This window comes from Cellulosimicrobium cellulans (assembly GCF_001722485.1).
GTDB classification, from domain to species: domain Bacteria; phylum Actinomycetota; class Actinomycetes; order Actinomycetales; family Cellulomonadaceae; genus Cellulosimicrobium; species Cellulosimicrobium cellulans_A.
Map to the genome: position 1 here is coordinate 1 of NZ_LWGL01000009.1, position 16,565 is coordinate 16,565.

The following is a 16,565-nucleotide window of genomic DNA, read 5'->3' on the forward strand; positions in this document are numbered from 1 at the left end:
CGGCGACGTGTGGTCGGCGACGGCTCCTGCCTCGGGTGCCGTCACCGTCGCCGGGGTCACTTGGGCGGAAGGCGCCGGGACCGACCGGTTCCGGGTCGAGGTCCGGTCACGAACTGGAGCGACGTGGACGTCGTGGGAGCCCGTCGACACAGACGATGCCGAGACGGCCGGGCCCGGCGAGCAGCGTGCCGGCACCGAGCCGATCCATCTCGGCGAGGTCGACGAGGTGGAGGCGCGGATCCTGACGGCGGGCGGCGATGCGCCGGAGAGTCCCGCTCTCGTGGTGATCGACCCGGGTGAGTCGGGTGACGCACCGAGTGGCGCAGGCGGGACCCGTGGTGCGAGCCGTGCCGTCGCCGCCCGCTCGATCGTCCCGGAGACCGCTCCGTCGGCAACGCTACCCACAGCTGCTGCGCGGCCCGGCATCTACTCCCGCGCGCAGTGGGGAGCGGACGAACGACTGATGACGTGGACTCCGCAGATCGGGAGCGTCACGGGCGTGGTCGTGCACCACACGGCTGGCTCGAACGACTACACCGCCAACCAGGTACCCGCGATCATCCGCGGCATCTACGCGTACCACGCGCAGTCCCGCGGCTGGGGTGACATCGGCTACAACTTCCTCGTCGACAAGTTCGGCCGTGTCTGGGAGGGCCGAGCAGGCGGGGTGGATCGCGCGATAATCGGCGCCCACGCCTCCGGTGTCAACTCGGTGCGGTTCGGCGTCTCGGTCATGGGCAACTACGACACCGCGCAGGTCTCCGGCGCGGCCGTGGACGCGGTGTCCGCGGTCGTCGCGTGGAAGCTCGGGCTGCACGGCGTCCGCGGTGCCGGGGGCGACGTGGTCCTCGGTCACCGCGACGTCGGGCAGACGTCGTGCCCGGGCGTGAGCCTGTACGCAGCCCTTCCGCAGATCCGGACGTCGGTCACTGCGCGCCAGGGTGAGGTGCGCGACCGCTCGCTCGACCGGGACCTGGGACTGGACGGCTATCCGGACCTGCTCGCCCGCTCGTCGTCCGGCGTCTCGCTGCTGACCGCCCCGTCGACCGGCTGGACCGGACCGCGGACGGTCGGGTCGGGCTGGCGGGGAGAACGCGTCGTCGCACCGGGAGACTGGACGGGCGACGGCGTCCCTGACCTGATGCTCGTCGACCCGGCGAGCGGCTATCTCTGGCTCTACCCGGGCACGAAGGCGGGAGGGTGGGCAACCAAGCAGAGGATCGGCCAGGGCTGGGGCATCGCCAACCTCATCATCGGCGGGCACGACTGGGACGGCGACGGACGCACGGACCTCCTTGTCCGCCGTCACGACGGCACGCTCTGGCTCTACGCAGGGAACGGTCGTGGCGGCTTCGGTGCGGTCCGGCAGATCGGATCCGGTTGGAACGGCATGACCACGATCTCCATGGTCGGCGACCTGCCCGACGGCCGTCCCGCGCTCGTGGCTCGCACAGGAGGCAACCTCTTCACGTACACGGGCGACGGTCGCGGCGGCTTCGCCGCCGGCCGCACGCTCGTCGGGCCGGGCTGGGACGTCATGACCAGCATCGTCGGTGCAGGCGACCTCAACGACGACGGTGCCCCTGACGTCGTCGCTCGCGACACGCAGGGGCGGTTGTGGCAGTACGTGGGTGACGAGGCCGGGAAGCTCGTGGGTCGCACTCTCCTCGGTACGGGATGGCAGGTGTTCACCGCGGTGCACCCCGCAGGGCAAGCCGGTCGGGCCGAGGACTTTTTTGCCATCCGCGCGGACGGCGCGCTGCTCCGCTACTCCTATCTCGGCGGCGCCGCGTACACGCGCTCGTTGCCCACGGGGGTCGGGGGCTCCGGCGTGGCCGAGGCGATCGCGCCGGGGGACTGGAACGGAGACGGGCGACCCGACCTGATGACGCGGCGCAGCAACGGTGACCTCTACCTGCACACCGGTACGGGTACCGGATCGTTCGCCGCGACCGGAACACGGGTGGGCAACGGCTGGGAGGTCATGACGCAGGTGGTCGGGGCGGGCGACTGGCTGGGGACGGGCGCTCCCGGTGTCATCGCGCTGCAGCGCAGCACCGGTCAGATCTGGCTGTATCCCGGTGACGGCCGCGGCGGGTTCGGGACACGCGTCCTCCTCGCGCGAGGAGCCCAGAACCTGGACCGCCTCGTGACACCGGGCCACTGGAGCGGAGGTCCGAACCCCGACCTCATCGCCCGCGAGGCCGGTACGGGACGTCTGCTCCTCTACCCGAGCAACGGCGGCGCGCTCCTCGGGGCGTCATCGGTGATCGGCACCGGATGGCAGGTGATGGGCAACGTCGTCGGCACCGGCGACGTGGACGGCGACGGCCGACCCGACCTCGTCGGGGCGAGGTCCGACGGCGCACTGGTCCTGTACACCGGGAACGGCTCCGGCGGTTTCCGGTCGTGGCACAGGATCGCCACCGCTCCCTCCGGCGCGGCCGTCTCCTGATCAGGTCCCACAGCGAGGACGGCAGTGCTGCGCAGGCGCAGCACTGCCGTTCGTCGTGTGCGACCGGAAGCACGGCGGGCATCGGATGGCACGGCCGCGACCACACGACCGGTGGACGACGGTGCCCGTCGGCGGCGTGGTCTCACCGGGACACGAGACGACGCACCCACCCGGGCGGGGCCGGCAGGCCGCCGTCCCGTGGAGCATCGACATCGACGGGTCGGAGGAATGCCGCAGCACGGACGAGGCCTCCGACCGGTTGCGGTCGGAGGCTCTCGTCCGTATCACTGTCCCGGATGGAACCCGTGGTGGTTCTCGGCGGGCCCATGCCACGCCGCCACCGCGCGGTCGGATCAGAATGCCCGCGCCATGACGCTCCAGCCGTGGCCGACTTGGACCGGCGCGGCGAACCGGGTGCCCGTCCACGGGTAGAGGTGGTACCGCCCCGCCGAGTCGGCTGCGAGCAGGTCCGGGATACCGTCGCGTCCGAAGTCGCTCACCGTCGTGAGCAGTCGCATGCTGCGCCAGCCGGAACCGACCTGGACGGCGAAGAAGCTGCCCACCCGGTCGCTGCGGTAGAGGAAGAGCCGACCGCTGCCGTCCACGGCGAGGAAGTCGGCCCACCCGTCGCCGTCCCAGTCGCCGCCGCCGCCGGCCCACGTCATCGTCTGCCAACCGCTGCCCACGAGGTGTCGGCCCGCGAAGGTGCCGTCGCCCAGACCCGGGTACAGCCACAGGAGCCCGTCGTGGTCGACCGCCAGGATGTCCGCGGAGCCGTCCCGTCCTAGGTCCCCGGGCGCGATGAGGAGTCGCATGGCGTTCCAGCCTGAGCCGGCGTTCACGCGCTGACCCAGCGTGCCGTCCGCTGCCGTCGGGTAGCGCCACAGCACACCGTTGCCGTCGGCGGCCAGCACGTCGTCGCGCCCGTCCCCGTCGAGGTCGTTGGCGCGCACGACGAGGCGCATGGACTGCCAGCCGTGCCCGGCGGGGCGCGAGCCTACAAACCGACCCTCCCCGTCGCCGACGTAGGCAGTCAGGCGCCCGTCAGCTGTCTGGCCGAGGACGTCGACGCGTCCGTCGTTCGTGGAGTCGCTGTCGAGGCGGCTGGTCCCGGTGATCTTCCACCAGTCTGACCTCAGTCCGAACGCGGTGCGGAACTGCGAGCCGCTGAGGGAGACGGTGCCCGCGCTGCCGGTGAGGACCACGCGCACCACACGGCCCCCGAACTCACCATCGCCTGTGCGCGACGTCACGTCGATGCTACGGGGCGTGCCGATCGCGGGATACCGCGCGCGGATGTCGTCCGTGCGCAGCTTCGTGGACCAGGCATGGACGGGGTTTCCCTGAGAGTCCCAGGGGTCGGGTCGTGCTGCGAGGTACGGGAACGACCCCGCCGCGCTCCAGCCGCCGTTCGACGACCCGAACTGCGTGAACGCGAGCGCGCCGCCGTAGTGACGCACCTGACCCGCCGTCGCGGCGACCGCCGCGTCCGTCGACGCCGCCTCGTGGTGGCGCGTCTCGACGCCGGCGGAGTTGAAGCTCTTGTGGCCCGCGTACACCTGGCACTGCGTGGTGTCGCACGTCTGCCACGCACCGGTGCGGTGCGCGCGGTCGTAGGAGGCGTAGGTGCGCGCGGCGACCGCCTGAGCGCGCAGCGCGTCGGCCGGCCAGCTCGACGGGGACTCCGCCGGGACGACCGACCTCAGGTAGTCCTCGAGCCCGACGACGTTGACGGTCCGGAGGTTCGGCGACGATCCCTCCGGCACCGCCCGCACAGTCCCGCGATAGTCCGTCTGCGATCCGTTCGGCTGGATGAGCCGGATGAAATTCGACGGTGCCGAGATGCTGAGGTACCCAGGTGACGCGCCCTGCGACCAGCGTTGCCACGTCCCCCCGACGAGCCCGTACAGGATGAAGCCGGCCGGCTCCCGCACGATGCGCCACTGCTGCGGCGTCGTGCCACCGAAGCTGATGGGTGTACCGGTCGAGACGGCGTCGCTCGCCGTCATCCCCGGCACCGCGAGGATGCGGACGTCGTCGTCGGTGTCCCCGCTGATGAGCACGCTGATCGTGCTCGCCGGTTGCGTGACCGACACGGTGCCCGGGTAGTACGCATCCAGGATGCGCTGGTACCCGACGCCCTGAGCGGCGGCGGCTCGTGCGCCCCACTGCGACATGCCCCGGCCGTGGCCGTACCCGCGTCCCGCGACGGTCACCGTCGAGCCTGGGTCGAGAACGACCCGTTCCTGGGTCGTCGTGGCGGCGTCGGCCGCCGGCGCGGTCGAGAGCAGCGAGCTCCCGAGCACGAGAGCCGCGACGGACGCCGCGGCTCCGCCTCGTGCGACCCTCGCGAACATCTTGCGATTCATGACTACTTGCCCCCTTGTTGCGCGTACGACCAGAGTAGGACCGGTTACGGCGCGGGGCGGGGAGGGCAGTACCCTGGTGCGTCGTCGTCGGGCGCGGTGCCCGGCCGGGGGAGGGGTGGATCCTGAGCGGCATCGTGCGAGCAGTGCTCGGGCACTCGGCGTTCCGGTACCTGCTGGTAGGCGGCTTCGCCTTCCTTCTCGACCTCGGACTGCTGACGCTGGCGTACCGGGTGCTCGGGGCACCGCTGTGGCTCGCGACGGCCTTCGGGTTCTGGGGCAGCTTCGCCTTCAACTTCACCCTGCAGCGACGGTTCGCGTTCGGCGGCGCGATGCCGACGGGGCCCGCCCTGTGGAGGTACTGCGTCCTCCTCGGGGTCAACTCCCTGGCGAACATCCTTGTCGTCGGCCTCTTCGAACGGCTCGCGTGGGGATACGCGACCGGGAAGGTCGCCGTGACCGTCGCGCAGACGATCTGGAACTACTTCGCCTACAAGCACTGGGTCTTCGCCGGCCACCGCACCGCTCCTACCCCGGAGCCCGTGAACGGTGCAGCCACGCCCGTCCAGCACCAGCACAAGGAGATCTGAGGATGTACAAGGGTGCGCGGATCGCCGCCGTCGTGCCGGCATACCGCGAGGAGGCGATGATCTCGACGGTCATCACCACGATGCCGGACTTCGTCGACGACATCGTCGTGGTCGACGACTGCAGCCCGGACGCCACGTCCGACGTCGTCAGGTCTCTGGCCGACCCGCGGGTGACCCTGATCCGGCACGAGGTGAACAAGGGAGTCGGCGGCGCGATCATCACCGGGCACCGCAAGGCGATCGAGCTCGGCGCCGACGTCAACGTCATCATGGCGGGTGACGCCCAGATGGACCCCGCGTACCTCCCCGACCTGCTCGACCCGGTGACGTCCGGCGGGTACGGCTTCGCCAAGGCGAACCGGTTCTTCCGCCCCGACTCCTACAAGGGCATGCCTGGCTACCGCGTCTTCGGCAACATCGTCCTGTCCTTCATGACGAAGTTCGCCTCGGGGTACTGGCACCTGTTCGACCCGCAGAACGGGTACACGGCCGTGCGCACCTCGGTGCTCAAGAAGCTGACCCTGGAGCGTGTCGCCGAGCGGTACAGCTTCGAGAACGACCTCCTCATCCACCTCAACGTCGCCGGCACGGCCGCCGTGGACGTCCCGATCCCGGCCGTGTACGGGAGCGAGGTGTCGAGCATCCGGCTCGGCAAGGTCGTGCCCGAGCTCCTGAGTCTGCTCTTCCGGGGCTACTGGTACCGCATCTGGTACCGCTACGTCCTGTGGTCCTTCTCCCCGGTCGCCCTGCTCCTCTTCACCGGGCTGCTGCTCACCGTCGTCGGCATCCTCGCGGGCATCTGGGTCATCGCGGCCACGTGGGACTCCGGTCCGGCGACCGCGGGCACCGTGCTGCTCGCCGTGACCCCGTTCATCCTGGGCGTGCAGATGCTCGTCTCGTCGCTGCAGCTCGACATCCAGGAGAGCCCGGACACACCGACGCTAGCGCCGTTCGACGAGTCGTGAGGCGCGCCGTGAAGGTCACGCTCGTCACGCGGATCTTCCGCCCGGAACCGTCGGCCGCCACCTTTCGTCTCGGAGCGCTCGCGGACGCGCTGCACGTCCAGGGGCACGATGTCGAGGTGCTCACGGCTGCTGCGCCGCGGCGGCTTCGCGCCACTCCCGAGTCGGTGCGCGTACGCCGTTGGCCTGTCTTGCGTGACCGGTCAGGCTACGTCCGCGGCTACGTCCAGTACCTGAGCTTCGACCTCCCCGCACTCGTTCGCACTCTCCTGACGCGGCGGCCCGACGTCGTGGTCTCGGAACCTCCACCGACCACCGGCGCCGCGGTCCGGCTCGCATGCGCGCTGCGGCGGGTGCCGTACGTCTACTACGCGGCGGACATCTGGTCCGACGCGAGCGCGAGCACGGGGGCGCCAGGAGTCGTGGTCCGTGCGCTGCGAGCGGTCGAGCGGTGGGCGCTCGGTGGGGCGGCCCACGTCATCGCGGTGTCGCCCGATGTCGCCGAACGGGCTCGGGCGCTCGGCGCGCGGCGCGTTACCGTCGTGCGGAACGGGATCGACACGACGGTCTTCCATCCTGAGGGGAACGTGGCAGACGGCGTCCCTCCCGGTCCCTACGCCGTGTACGCGGGCACCACGTCCGAGTGGCAGGGCGCCGACGTCTTCGTCCGAGCCATGGCGAAGGTCGCCCCGTCGGTACGTGACGCGAAGCTCGTCTTCCTCGGCAACGGCAGCGCTTGGGACGACATTGCCCGCACCGCCGCGGACCTCCCGGACGGCGGCGCGTGCGTCCGGATGGTCGGTCAGGTCCCGGCGGATGTGGCGGCAGGGTGGTTGCGCGGTGCGCAAGCCGGGCTCGTTAGCTTGCGGCCTGGGCAGGGATACGACTTCGCCTTCCCGACGAAGGTCTTCGCCGCGGTCGGCTCAGGGACGCCGGTCCTGTATGCCGGGCCAGGGCCGGCACGGCCAGTGATCGAGGGCGCGGGCCTGGGGCGTGTCGTGGACCACGACGTCGACGACGTGGCCGATGCACTTGTCGCCATGCTCTCCAGGCCTATCGACCAGGCGGGACGACACCGCCTCGCAGCGTGGGCCGACGCGCACGCATCCATCCGGAGCACGGGCGAGCAGGCGGCTGGCGTGGTGGTGGGAGTCGTCGGATGAGGTCGACACGCGCACGCCTCGCCGCGGCGGTCCTGGGAACGAGTGCGCGGCTGCCCGACGGGATCCGTCGTCCGCTGGAGCGGACCGTGCTCGCCCTCGCCGGCCCGCTCCGGGAGCGGATCGCCTCCGCACTACCGGGTATCGGTGCCGAGCTACCTCTGCCCGTCGAGGTGCCGGAGGCGCCCGTGCGGTTGTACGTAGCCCCGGCGAACTACGCGGGACAGGGGTTCGCGTGGGCCAGGGCGGTGGAGAAGTACGTGCCAGGCGCCGCCGCACGCAACATGGCCGCTCCGGGTGATTCCGCGTACGGCTACCAGACCGATTACCTAGTGCCGCGGCTGGCGTACACCTCGTATCCGGGGTGGTCCGCACGGCAGTGGCGGGCAGTGCGCCGATTCAGCCACGTTCTGGTGGAAGCGGAATTGCTGCTATTCCCCGGACGGGGCGACGGGTCGCTCCTGTCCGAGGTGGCCTCGTTGCGGCGCGCCGGCCTGCAAGTTGCGACCATCTGCCATGGGAGCGATGTGCGCCCGCCTGCTGTCCACGCCCGGTCGACCCGCTGGTCGCCGTTCCTGGATCCGGCGTTTCGCGACGTCGAGGCGCTGGAGAGGTCGACCGCCAGGAACCTGCGCACACTGGAGGCGCTGCGCGACCAAGGTGTGCCCGCTTTCGTCTCAACGCCGGCGCTGCTCGAGTATGTCCCGTGGGCGACATGGTGCCCGGTCGTCGTCGATGTCGAGCAGTGGCGGACGGACGAGGCGCCCTTGCGACGAGACGTCCCGGTGGTCGTACACGCACCGAGCAAGGGCGTGATGAAGGGTACGTCGCTCATCGAGCCCGAGCTCATCCGTCTTCATCAGGCGGGGATCATCGAGTACCGGCGTGCCGAGGGTCTCGATCGGCAGCAGATGGTGGAGCTCTATCGGGGAGCGGACATCGTCCTCGACTCCTTCCGCACTGGGAACTACGGCGCTGCGACTTGCGAGGCACTCGCCGCAGGACGTCTCGTCATCGCGCGCATCGACGCGCAGGTCCGCGCGACGGCCGAGCGCGCGCGGGGGGCGAGCCTCCCCGTCGTGGAAGCGGATCCTGAGTCGTTGGGCGGGGTGCTCCAGCGGATCGTCACGAACAGGGGGTACTTCCGGGAAGTGGCCGCTCAGGGCCCCGAGTTCGTACGCGGACTCCACGACGGCGCCGCGTCCGCACGCGCGCTCGCACCGTTTCTCGCGCGCCCCGCGGGGGATCGACCGTGAGAGTGCTGCTCCGCCGTTTCCGGGACGCGTTGGTCGACGGTGCGAGGCGTCTGTGGAAATCCGCTCCTGCGAGTTGGAGGATGCGCGCAGTCCGGATGGCCGGACGCCTGCCGGAGGCGCTCGACGAACGCCTCGTAGCGGCCGCGGCGGGTCGTCCGGTCAGTCGCGTCCCCGCGGTGCAGGTGCCAAGCGCGCCCGTGCGGTTGTACGTGGCGCCGGCGAACTTCGCGGGGCAGGGGTTCGCATGGGCGCGGGCGGTGGAGGATCACCTGCCGGGAGTCGCGGCGCGGAACATGGCTCCGTTGGGCGGGGGGCGGTTCTCGTACCCGGCCGACTACTCTGTGCCCGAGTACGTCGCGGCCGGCTCCCGACGGTGGCAGCGCGCGCAGCGTGCGGCGGTCGAGCAGTTCACGCACGTGCTCGTGGAAGCGGAGCTGCCGTTGTTCCCGCGTCTGGGTGACGGATCGGTGCTATCGGAGGTCCGCGCGTTGCGTCGGTCCGGTGTCCACGTGGCAACGATCTGCCACGGCAGTGACATCCGGCCGCCGTCGGTCCATGCCGCGTCGAGTCCGTGGTCGCCCTTCCTGGATCCGAAATTCGGCGATGAGACCGCGAAGCTCGAGCAGGCGACGTCCCGGAACTTGCGACTTCTCGAGACGTTGCGCGACGAGGGGACGTTCGCGTTCGTCTCTACCCCGGCGCTGCTCGAGTACGTGCCGTGGGCATCCTGGTGCCCAGTGGTTGTCGACGTCGAGCGGTGGCGGACGGAAGAGGAGCCGCTGCGACGCCCGGTGCCCGTGGTGGTGCACGCCCCGAGTAAAGGCGTGATCAAGGGGACGGCGCTCATCGAGCCTGTTCTCTGGCGTCTTCACGAGGAGAAGATCATCGAGTATCGCCAGGCCAAAGGTCTCGATCATGATCAGATGGTCGACCTGTACCGGAGCGCCGACGTGGTCCTTGACTCGTTCCGAACGGGGAACTACGGAGTCGCGACCTGCGAGGCGCTTGCCGCGGGGCGTGTTGTGGTCGCGCGTCTCGACGACGGTGTGCGGAGCGCGGCCCGACGGGCGCGAGGAATGGAAATTCCGGTCGTCGAGGCCGATCCCAGCACCTTGCGGTCCGTGCTGGAGGACATTCTCCGTGACCGTGATCGGTTTCGTACGCTGGCAGCGCAGGGGCCCGAGTTCGTGCGCGACCTGCACGACGGCGCGGCTTCCGCTCGTGCGCTCGCCAGCTTTCTCGGTGTGCCGGAGACGGGGCGTTCGACGTGAGGCGTTGGCTCGGAATCGTTGGCGGATCTGCGATGTGAAGACACGGGCTGGGCGATGTGGTGACCGGCCGTGCGCGGTGCCGGAAGGTCGAGCCCCGCGCGCTGGCCTCAGTGCGCCCGCTGCGAGGCGGGCTGTGCCGGCTGGGACAGCCCCCGCTTCTCGACCGATCCGCCGCGGGACGTGCACTCTCACTAGGTCGCCGCTCGACGCGTGGCAAGATGACTGCCAGCACCCGTCCGACCACAGGAACCCCTGAGTGACACTCATCTGGCGCATTCTGCGCGACCTCTTTCCGCTGCTGCCGGCCTCGGCGCGCCGCTTCGTGGTGGTGTACGTCGCCGCCACCTCGTGGCTGGCGCTCCTGGACATCGCGGCGCTCGCGCTCCTCGCCGCCGTGCTGGCACCGATGGTGCAGGGCGAGGCGCTCGACCTCCCGCTGGTCGGCCGCGTCGCGGCAAGCGGCTACGTCACGATCCTTGCGGTCGTCACCCTCCTCGTGGTGCTCAAGGGAGTCCTCGCACTCATGCTGCAGCGTGCGGCGACGCAGCGCTTCGCCCGCTATGAGCTGGCGATCGGTGACCAGCTGTTTGACGCCTACATCAGGGCACCGTGGACGGAGCGGCTCCAACGCAGCACGGCGCAGCTCGTCCGCCTCGCGGACGTCGGCATCGGCAACGTGACGACCGGCTTTCTACTCCCCGTGATCGGCCTGCCCGCGCAGATCACCACGTTCGTCGCGGTGCTGGGGGTGCTCGTGGTTGCGGCGCCCCTGACGGCGGCCATCACCCTCGTCTATCTCGGGCTCGTCGGAGCCGCGCTTTACCTGGGGGTCTCTCGGCGTGCCGTCCGAGCCGGGCGCGTCAACCGCGACGTCTCGTTCCGTGTCGCGAGCCTCATGACGGAAATGATGGGAGCGCTCAAGGAGATCACCCTCCGGGACAAGGCGTCTGACGTCGCCCGGGTCGTCCACGACCACCGGACGCACTCCACCGACGCTCGCGCGAACATCGCGTTCCTCGGCACGGTCCCGCGCTACGTTCTCGAGACCGCGCTCGTCCTGGGATTCGTCGTGGTCGGCGGGGTCTCCTACCTCACGGAAGGGCCGGCGGGTGCCTTCGGCGCGATCGCACTCTTCGGCGTCGCCGGCTTCCGCATGATCCCGTCCATCACGGCGTTCCAAGGCGTGATGACGCAGACGTCCGCCAATGCCCCCCACGTCACGGCGGTGATCGCTGACATCCACGCCGCCGAGCGCTACGTAGCCCATGCGGAGGTGCTCGGGCGCGACCCGATCGAGGGCTCGACACGCCTCCTCGAGCTCAAGGACGTGGGGTTCTCCTACCCGGGCACGGAGGTCCGAGCCGTCCATCATGTCGACCTGGCCATCCCGCTCGGGAGCTCGGTTGCGCTGGTGGGGCAGTCGGGAGCGGGGAAGTCGACCCTGGTCGATCTCCTGCTCGGGCTGCTGACGCCGTCGGAAGGGCGCATCGAGCTCGACGGGCGTCCCCTTACCGACGTGCTGAAGGCCTGGCGCTCCCGGGTCGGGTACGTGCCGCAGGAGGTGGCCCTCTTCGACGCGACTGTCGCCCAGAACGTGGCGCTCACCTGGGGCGATGACGTCGACCACGACCGCGTCCGTGAGGCGTTGCGACGCGCGCAGCTGCTCGATGTGGTCGAGTCGCGCGCGGGCGGTCTGGATGCGCGGATCGGTGACCGGGGGCTGGCGCTGTCCGGCGGGCAGCGCCAACGACTCGGCATCGCGCGGGCACTCTACGTCGACCCCCTCGTCCTGGTGCTCGACGAGGCCACGAGCGCGCTGGACACGAAGACGGAGGCCGACGTCGCGGCCGCGATCGCCGAGCTCAAGGGGGAAGTCACGGTGATCTCGGTCGCACATCGTCTCTCGACGATCCGGCACAGTGACATGGTCTGCTTCATGAAAGGCGGGACTGTCGCGGCCCGAGGGACGTTCGACGAGCTGGTGCGGACGGTGCCGGAGTTCGCCACCCAGGCGATGCTCGCCGGTCTAGCGGGCGACCGGTCGAAGGGATTCGTCGCGTGACGCCGGAGATCGATGTCGTCATCGCGCTGCACAACCTGGCCCGCCCGATCGAGAGGGCGGTCGCCTCGGCGCGGTCCGAGGTGTCCCGGGTCACCGTGGTCTGCCACGGCATCTCCGCCGAACCCGTGGCCGAGCGGCTCCATGAGGCCGGTGCGCTGGGTGAGGACGTGCGGCTGGTCGAGTTCGCCGACGGTCACCGGAGCCCGTCGGGGCCTTTCAACCACGGGATGCGGATCGCGACGGCCGACCTCATCACCATCATGGGATCGGACGACTGGTACGAGCCCGGAGCTCTCGCGGCCTGGCTCGCTGCGGCGAAAGACGGGGCTGACGTGGTACTTGGACCGCTGCGTCACCAGTCGGGTGAACCGGTCCGGGCACCCTTGGCGCGCCCTCTCCGGCGGCGCGCGCTCGACCCGGTCCGGGACCGCGTCTCGTACCGGACGGCGCCGCTCGCGCTGTTCCGGCGGAGGTTGCTCGACGACCTGGGGTTGGAGCTTGTCCCCGAGCGTCCGTCCGGCGGCGACCTCGAGTTCGGCATCCGCCTCTGGACGGGCGCGCGTCGCCTCGACCTGGCTCGCAGAGCACCTGCGTACGTCATCGGTGCCGACGCCCGCGACCGTACGACGGGTGCCGTTCGGCCCATCGCGGTCGAGATGGCTCCGCTCGTCCACCTGCTTGGGCGCGACTGGTTCCGGGACTTGCCTGTAGCGACCCGGCGCGCCGTCGCGATCAAACTGCTTCGTGTCCACGTCCTCGATGGCGTGGCTCGACGTCAAGACCACACCTGGACGACCGAGGACGCTGCACGGCTTGCCGCGACGGTCGATCTGCTCTGCAAGACCGCGCCCGATATCGAGGAGCCGTTCTCCGTCGCGGATCGCGCAGTGCTCGATGCCGCACGGAGCGGCGCGCCCGACACGCTTATCGCGGCCGCCCGCGCACGGACCTCTGCCGGGCGCTGGGCGCAGCTCCGCACCCGGCGGTGGCGCGACACGCTGGACCGCGAAAGCACGCTGCGTCGCTACGGCGTCTATGCACTGTCCCGTTGACGACTCCTCGAGGAGCTCGATGGCCACCCGACCTCGCATGTTGATCCTCGCCTTCTCGCCGTTGGCGGGCGACGCTCGCGTGCTCAAGCAAATCCGGCACTTTGCCGCGTCCTACGACGTCACGACGTGTGGTTACGGCCCGCGCCCGCTCAAGGGCGTGGAGCATCTGGAGCTGCCTGCGCACGCGCGCAACCGCCTCGACGGGCGGCTGGTCACAACGCGCGTGTACCCGCTCGTCCATCGCGCCATCCCGGCCGTGCGGGCGGCGCGCACCCTCTTGGCCGGGCGGCGCTTCGACGTCGTGATCGCGAACGACCTGGAAACCGCGCCCATCGCGTTCGACGTCGCCGCGCCTGAACGCGTCCTCGTCGACCTGCACGAGTACTTCCCGCGCCTTCATGAAGACGACGCAGCCTGGATGCGGCGTATCGCGCCCTATCAGCGGTGGCTCACACGCCGTTTTGCAGCGCGGGCCGGCGCGGTCACCACGGTGAGCCATGGACTCGCCGACTCCTACCGGGATGAGCTCGGGCTCGAGTGCAGGGTGGTGACCAACGCTGCGCCCTACGCCGACCTGTCGCCCCGGCCGGTCGAGCGTCCCGTACGGCTCGTGCATAGCGGAGCGTGCCTTCGGAGCCGGAACCTCATGCTCATGCTCGACGCCGTCGAGTCGGCGTCAACCGACGTCACGCTGGACCTCTACCTCACGCCGAACCATCCGGACTACCTCGAGGAGCTGCGGTCGCGCGCGGCGACAATCCCTGGGGTCACGGTCCGGGAACCCGTCCCATACGATTCCCTCGTCCGGAGGCTCAACGAGTACGACGTCGGGGTGTTCGTGCTTCCGCCGGTGACCGCCAGCTACGCGTCTGCGCTCCCGAACAAGTTCTTCGACTTCGTGCAGGCCCGTCTTGGTTTGGTCGTCGGCCCCACTCCAGAGATGGCCTCACTCGTGCGCGACCTTGCCCTGGGAGTCGTTACGGACGACTTCTCTGCGGTTGCCCTGAGCGACGCGATCGACCGCCTCGACCCCGACTCAGTCGCCACGTTCAAGGCGCGGTCGAATGCGTCCGCGCGTCCACTGGCTGCTGACGCTCAGATTGCAGTCTGGGACGAGATCGTCGGACGACTGGCCGGACCTAGCGCCGCATGAGCGAGCGTCCCTCCGTCCTCGTCCTGTCCTTCTCGCGTATCGCGTCGGACGCGCGCGTGCTCAAGCAGGTCCGCCTGCTCGCGGAGCGGTACGCCGTCACCACCTGCGGCTACGGGCCTGCCCCGGAGGGTGTGGCCGAGCACGTCGAGGTCCCCGAGGACCGGCAGGCCTGGGTCAAGGACCCGAGATGGTTGATGCTCCGTCGCTACCGCCGCGTCTACGCCGCCAACCTCGCGGTCTCCTGGACCCGTGACCGGCTCCCCGTCGGGGCCTACGACGTGGTCGTCGCGAACGACATCGAGGCCGTGCCGCTGGCGTTGGAGCTCCGTCCGCGTGGCGGGGTGCACGCAGACCTCCACGAGTACGCCCCTGGACAGAACACCGAGCTGCGACGATGGCGATGGTTCGTCGCACCGTACCTGCGGTGGCTCGTCCGCACGTCCGTGCCGCGTGCCGACTCCGTGACCACCGTGGGGCCGGTGCTCGCGCGGCGGTATGCCGCTGAGCTGGGCATCGAGGTGGGGGTCGTCGTGAACGCGACGCCTCTTGCGTCCCTGGCGCCGCGCGCGACGTCCGCGCCGATACGGCTGGTCCACAGCGGCATCGCCCAGCGCAACCGGTCGCTGGAGATCACGATCGACGCGGTGGAGGCGAGCACCTCGGACGTCCGGCTGGACCTGTACCTCGTCCCAAACGACCCGGCGTACACGCGCGAGCTCGAGGAGCGGGCAGCGGGCTCAGCGCGCGTCCGGGTTCTTCCTCCCGTCCCGTACGACGAACTCGTCACGACGCTCCACGACTACGACGTCGGCGTCTTCGTCTTGCCCCCGGTGAACGCGAACTATGCGGCCGCGCTCCCCAACAAGCTCTTCGACTTCGTGCAGGCACGCCTCGGTGTGGTCGTAGGCCCGTCTCCCGAGATGGCCTCGGTGGTTCGCGAGCACGCGCTTGGGGTTGTCACCGAGGACTTCACGGTCGCCTCCCTGACGGCCGCCCTCGACGCGCTGACGACGGAGCGTGTCGACTCATGGCGCCACGCGGCCGACCACGCCGCGAACGAGCTGTCGGCAGAGGTCCAGTCCCGTCCCTGGCTCGACGCGGTCGACCGTCTCTCCGCGCGAGCGCGCTGACCCTCCGGCGACCCGACCGGCCGGGCGCTTCGCGTCGCGGGCATCAGCCGGCGTCGACGAGCGTGGCGATCACGCGGGTGGCAGCGTTGCCGTCCCCGTAGGGTGCCTCGTCGGTCGGCACGGGAGCCGGCCGGCCGACGACGGCAGGGATCGTGGCGGCGTCAGGCGCGAGCGCGTTCCACCCCAGTTCCACGGTCTCGACCCACTCCGTCTCGGTGCGCAGGGTCGTGCACGGCACGCGCAGCAGGAATGCTTCTTTCTGGAGGCCACCCGAGTCGGTCACGACGCCGGCGCTCGCCAGCGCTGCGGCGACGAGGTCCGGGTAGGCGAGCGGTGCCCGTGGCTGCAGCGCGCCCTGCGCGAGATCGATGCCGTGCTCGGCCGCACGCGCGGCGACACGGGGGTGCGTAAGCAGCAGGACCGGCCGGTCGAGCCCGGCAAGCCCGGCGACGACGTCTCGCAGACGGCCCGGATCGTCCGTGTTCTCCGCCCGATGGATCGTGGCGAGGTAGTAGCCGCCCGGTTCGACGCCTGCTTCCGCGAGCACTGCGGCAGGGGTGCTCGCGGCCACGTCGCGCACCTGCAGGAGGACGTCCGTCATCACGTCCCCGACGAGGACCGACCGTCCTCCGAGCCCCTCGGCGGCGAGGTGCTCCATCGCGACCTGGGTGGGTGCGAGGCAGAGGTCGGCCGCGTGGTCCGTCAGGACGCGGTTGTGTTCCTCGGGCATCCGCCGGTTGAACGACCGCAGGCCGGCCTCGAGGTGCGCGACCCGGCGGTGCAGCTTCACGGCGCTCACCGCAGCCGCGAGCGTCGAGTTCGTGTCTCCGTAGGCGAGGACCCAGTCGGGACGGTGCGCGTCGAGCACGGCGTCGAGCGCGCCGAGGATGGCACCGGTCTGCACACCGTGTGAACCCGACCCGACGCCGAGGTGGACGTCCGGTTCGGGGATGCTGAGATCGCGGAAGAAGACGTCGGACAACATTGGGTCGTAGTGCTGCCCGGTGTGCACGATGACGTGCTCGACGTCGGCCTCCGCCGCCGCCCTCGCGATCGGTGCAAGCTTGACGAACTGGGGGCGCGCGCCCACCACGCTGAGGACCTTCAC

General features: G+C 70.5%; 12 protein-coding genes. 10 read left to right on the top strand and 2 right to left on the bottom strand.

The genetic code is table 11. The features are described from left to right. Positions 1-463: 463 nt before the first annotated feature. Positions 464-2,455 (top strand): FG-GAP-like repeat-containing protein, encoded by a 1,992-nt coding sequence (locus tag JZ5iCDA_RS02195; RefSeq protein WP_069385632.1) that lies wholly within the window; start codon positions 464-466, stop codon positions 2,453-2,455. 353 nt (positions 2,456-2,808) lie between these two features. Here JZ5iCDA_RS02195 and JZ5iCDA_RS02200 read toward each other — a convergent pair whose 3' ends face one another. Next, positions 2,809-4,812 (bottom strand): SpoIID/LytB domain-containing protein, encoded by a 2,004-nt coding sequence (locus JZ5iCDA_RS02200; protein WP_171905269.1) that lies wholly within the window; start codon positions 4,810-4,812, stop codon positions 2,809-2,811. A gap of 146 nt (positions 4,813-4,958) precedes the next feature. Between JZ5iCDA_RS02200 and JZ5iCDA_RS02205 the strand changes: the two genes are divergently transcribed. From JZ5iCDA_RS02205 to JZ5iCDA_RS02245, 9 genes are all read left to right on the top strand, one after another. Beyond that, complete coding sequence (locus tag JZ5iCDA_RS02205; protein ID WP_171905270.1) at positions 4,959-5,411, top strand: GtrA family protein; 453 nt, start codon at positions 4,959-4,961, stop codon at positions 5,409-5,411. Between the two features lie 2 nt (positions 5,412-5,413). Further along, positions 5,414-6,376 (top strand): glycosyltransferase family 2 protein, encoded by a 963-nt coding sequence (locus JZ5iCDA_RS02210; protein ID WP_069385635.1) that lies wholly within the window; start codon positions 5,414-5,416, stop codon positions 6,374-6,376. A gap of 8 nt (positions 6,377-6,384) precedes the next feature. Beyond that, positions 6,385-7,536, top strand: coding sequence for a glycosyltransferase family 4 protein (locus JZ5iCDA_RS02215; protein WP_139122919.1), 1,152 nt, complete (start codon positions 6,385-6,387; stop codon positions 7,534-7,536). 86 nt (positions 7,537-7,622) lie between these two features. Further along, on the top strand, positions 7,623-8,789 hold the full coding sequence (locus tag JZ5iCDA_RS02220; RefSeq protein WP_139122920.1) for a glycosyltransferase: 1,167 nt from the start codon (positions 7,623-7,625) through the stop codon (positions 8,787-8,789). 95 nt (positions 8,790-8,884) lie between these two features. Continuing rightward, the gene (locus JZ5iCDA_RS02225) at positions 8,885-10,060 is read left to right on the top strand and encodes a glycosyltransferase (protein WP_139122921.1); all 1,176 of its coding nucleotides are present in this window, start codon (positions 8,885-8,887) and stop codon (positions 10,058-10,060) included. A gap of 256 nt (positions 10,061-10,316) precedes the next feature. Further along, entirely contained in the window at positions 10,317-12,122 is a 1,806-nt protein-coding gene (locus tag JZ5iCDA_RS02230; protein ID WP_069385639.1) for an ABC transporter ATP-binding protein, read from the top strand. Next, positions 12,119-13,174, top strand: a complete 1,056-nt coding sequence (locus JZ5iCDA_RS02235) for a glycosyltransferase family 2 protein (protein ID WP_069385640.1) — start codon at positions 12,119-12,121, stop codon at positions 13,172-13,174. Before JZ5iCDA_RS02230 ends, JZ5iCDA_RS02235 begins: the two co-directional genes overlap by 4 nt. Positions 13,175-13,193: 19 nt before the next feature. Next, on the top strand, positions 13,194-14,327 hold the full coding sequence (locus tag JZ5iCDA_RS02240) for a glycosyltransferase (protein ID WP_083259568.1): 1,134 nt from the start codon (positions 13,194-13,196) through the stop codon (positions 14,325-14,327). After that, positions 14,324-15,457: a glycosyltransferase gene (locus JZ5iCDA_RS02245; RefSeq protein ID WP_069385642.1), complete on the top strand. Its 1,134-nt coding sequence runs from the start codon at positions 14,324-14,326 to the stop codon at positions 15,455-15,457. Before JZ5iCDA_RS02240 ends, JZ5iCDA_RS02245 begins: the two co-directional genes overlap by 4 nt. A gap of 43 nt (positions 15,458-15,500) precedes the next feature. On the opposite strand, the gene wecB is transcribed toward JZ5iCDA_RS02245, so the two are convergent. Further along, positions 15,501-16,565, bottom strand: coding sequence for a non-hydrolyzing UDP-N-acetylglucosamine 2-epimerase (gene wecB, locus JZ5iCDA_RS02250; RefSeq protein ID WP_069385643.1), 1,065 nt, complete (start codon positions 16,563-16,565; stop codon positions 15,501-15,503).

What these genes read in the sequence shown, in the direction of transcription:
- JZ5iCDA_RS02195 (WP_069385632.1), top strand. Translation starts at nt 464, where the DNA reads ATGACGTGGACTCCGCAGATCGGGAGCGTCACGGGCGTGGTCGTGCAC.
- JZ5iCDA_RS02200 (WP_171905269.1), bottom strand. Translation starts at nt 4,812, where the DNA reads ATGTTCGCGAGGGTCGCACGAGGCGGAGCCGCGGCGTCCGTCGCGGCT.
- JZ5iCDA_RS02210 (WP_069385635.1), top strand. Translation starts at nt 5,414, where the DNA reads ATGTACAAGGGTGCGCGGATCGCCGCCGTCGTGCCGGCATACCGCGAG.
- JZ5iCDA_RS02225 (WP_139122921.1), top strand. Translation starts at nt 8,885, where the DNA reads ATGGCCGGACGCCTGCCGGAGGCGCTCGACGAACGCCTCGTAGCGGCC.
- JZ5iCDA_RS02240 (WP_083259568.1), top strand. Translation starts at nt 13,194, where the DNA reads ATGGCCACCCGACCTCGCATGTTGATCCTCGCCTTCTCGCCGTTGGCG.
- JZ5iCDA_RS02245 (WP_069385642.1), top strand. Translation starts at nt 14,324, where the DNA reads ATGAGCGAGCGTCCCTCCGTCCTCGTCCTGTCCTTCTCGCGTATCGCG.